The organism is Aeromicrobium sp. PFPM2_SD2 (genome assembly GCF_057364525.1).
The window spans coordinates 1-2,146 of record NZ_JBNFNZ010000421.1; the positions used below are offsets into that span (position 1 = coordinate 1).

Consider the following 2,146-nt stretch of genomic DNA (forward strand, 5'->3'; position numbering starts at 1 on the left):
CGGCCAGGGCCGGGTCGGCGCACACCAGCGCGTCCAGCTCGCGCACCACCGGGCGCAGGTCGACGCGTCCGCCGGTGCGTCCGGTCAGCGGCGACGCCATGACGTTGCGCACCCGCTCGTGGGACGCCGACGGCATGAGCCCCGTCGCCATGACGGCGTCCACCACGGCGTCGGACAGGCAGCCGTCGTCGTGCGCGATCGCTCGCACCTGCAGGTTGGCCCGGCTGGTCAGGTGGACGGCACCGTCGCCGTGCCGCTCGGCCACTGCGAGCAGCCCGGCCAGCGCGTCGACCGGCAGGCTCCCGCCGGGCACGCGGACGCGCACGAGCGCGCCGTCGTCGGCGATCCAGGGACGCAGCAGGCCGGGGCACAGGTCGCGGCGGGTCCGTTCGGTCACGCGGTCATGGTGCCAGGCGTCCGAGACGGTTCCCGTACCCCGCTGGGGGCTGCTAGGTTCCTCCTGCCAGTCAAACTCAGCGATGAGCCAGGGAACCCGGTGAGAGTCCGGGACTGACGCGCAGCGGTATGGGTGACGGGCGGGGCACGAAAGTCACTGGACCGACGGTCCGGGAAGGCGCCTCGTCCGGACGATCCCGAGTCCGAAGACCTGCTGGCACCTGCGGCGACCGCCGCCAGGTTCCGCCGGGCTTCGCGAACGAGCCCCGACCTCGAAGGACCGCCACCGTGCGTACTCCCGCCCGTCCCCTCGTCCTGCTCGCCACCGCCGCGCTCCTCCTGACGTCCGCCTGCGCGGGCGCACCGACCGAGGAGGCGGACGCGGCGCCGGCCTCGGACGGCTTCCCGGTCGACGTCACCAGCTGCGGCCACACCGCGACGGTCGAGCAGGCCCCGGAGGCGGCCATCACGATGAACCAGGGCGCCACCGAGGTCGCCCTGGCGCTCGGTCTGCAGGACCGTCTCGCCGGCACCGCGTACCTCGACGACGCCGTCTCGTCGAAGTACGCCGACGCCTACGAGTCGGTCGACGTGCTCTCGGCCGAGTACCCCGACCACGAGACCGTCCTGGCCGCCGAGCCGGACTTCGTCTACGGCTCGTACGCGAGCGCCTTCGAGGACGCGGCCGCCGGCACCCAGCGCGAGCTCGACGAGCTCGGTGTCGGCTCCTACCTGTCGCCGTTCGGCTGCCCTGACGACGGGCAGAAGGCGCCGGTCTCGTTCGACTCGGTCTGGGCGGAGGTGCACGACGTCGCCACCGTGTTCGGCGTGCCGGACCGCGCGGACGCGATCGAGGACGAGCAGCGGGCCGTCGTGGAGCAGCTCGCCGAGCAGCGCGCCGGCGAGGGTCTCGACGTGTTCTGGTTCGACTCCGGCGACAAGACCGCCCTTGCGGGGGCCGGGGAGGGCGGCCCGCAGGTCATCCTCGACGCCGTCGGCGCCACCAACCTGTTCGCCGACCTCGACGGCGGCTGGGCCGACGTCTCGTGGGAGCAGGTGGTCAAGGCCGACCCGGACGTCATCGTGCTCGCCGACGCCTCGTGGTCGTCGGCCGACGACAAGATCGCCTTCCTGCGCAAGGACCCCGTGCTCAGCAAGCTGCGCGCCGTCCGCGAGGACCGGCTCGTCACGCTGCCGTACTCGGAGTCGACGCCCGGCGTCCGGCTCGCCGACGGCGCGCAGGCGGTCGCCGACCAGCTGAGCGAGCTGAACGCGTCCTGATGCTGCAGCGCAGGGAGCGGCGGGCACGCTCCGGGTCCGGTACGCGAGCGGGGTCGCCGCCATGGCGGCCCTGCTCGTCGCGGCCATGGTCCTGGCGCTCATGATCGGCTCGGTGCACCTGCCCGTCGCGACCGTGCTCGAGGTCGTCGCCCGCCGGCTCGGCGTGGGGGGCCTGGACGTGTCGGTGCTCGACGACCGCATCGTGTGGGAGCTCCGGCTGCCCCGGGTGCTGGGCGCTGCCGCCACGGGCGCGGGTCTCGCGCTGTGCGGGGCCGTGCTGCAGTCCCTCACCCGCAACGACCTCGCCGACCCCTACCTGCTGGGCATCTCCGGCGGCGCTGCGGTCGGGGCGGTGAGCGTGATCGTCCTGGGCGTCTCGGTCGCCGGCCTCGTCGGGTCCGCGCTCGTCGGGGCGGGCGCGGTTCGCCGGAGCCCTGCTGGCCCTGGTGCTCGTGCTCGGGCTCGCGGC

1 protein-coding gene, 2 pseudogenes and 1 riboswitch are annotated in these 2,146 nt (G+C 74.3%); of the genes and pseudogenes, 2 read left to right on the top strand and 1 reads right to left on the bottom strand.

Annotated features, from left to right (window positions below):
* Positions 1-397: pseudogene (locus tag AC2W7G_RS14520) on the bottom strand (nitrite reductase); the annotation flags it as partial.
* Positions 398-447: 50 nt separating this feature from the next.
* Positions 448-629: riboswitch (cobalamin riboswitch) on the top strand.
* Between the two features lie 55 nt (positions 630-684).
* On the opposite strand from AC2W7G_RS14520, the gene AC2W7G_RS14525 reads away from it, so the two are divergent.
* Together AC2W7G_RS14525 and AC2W7G_RS14530 are read left to right on the top strand one after the other, a co-directional pair.
* Entirely contained in the window at positions 685-1,677 is a 993-nt protein-coding gene (locus tag AC2W7G_RS14525) for an ABC transporter substrate-binding protein (protein ID WP_485869065.1), read from the top strand.
* 100 nt (positions 1,678-1,777) lie between these two features.
* A pseudogene (locus tag AC2W7G_RS14530) lies at positions 1,778-2,146 on the top strand (iron chelate uptake ABC transporter family permease subunit); the annotation flags it as partial.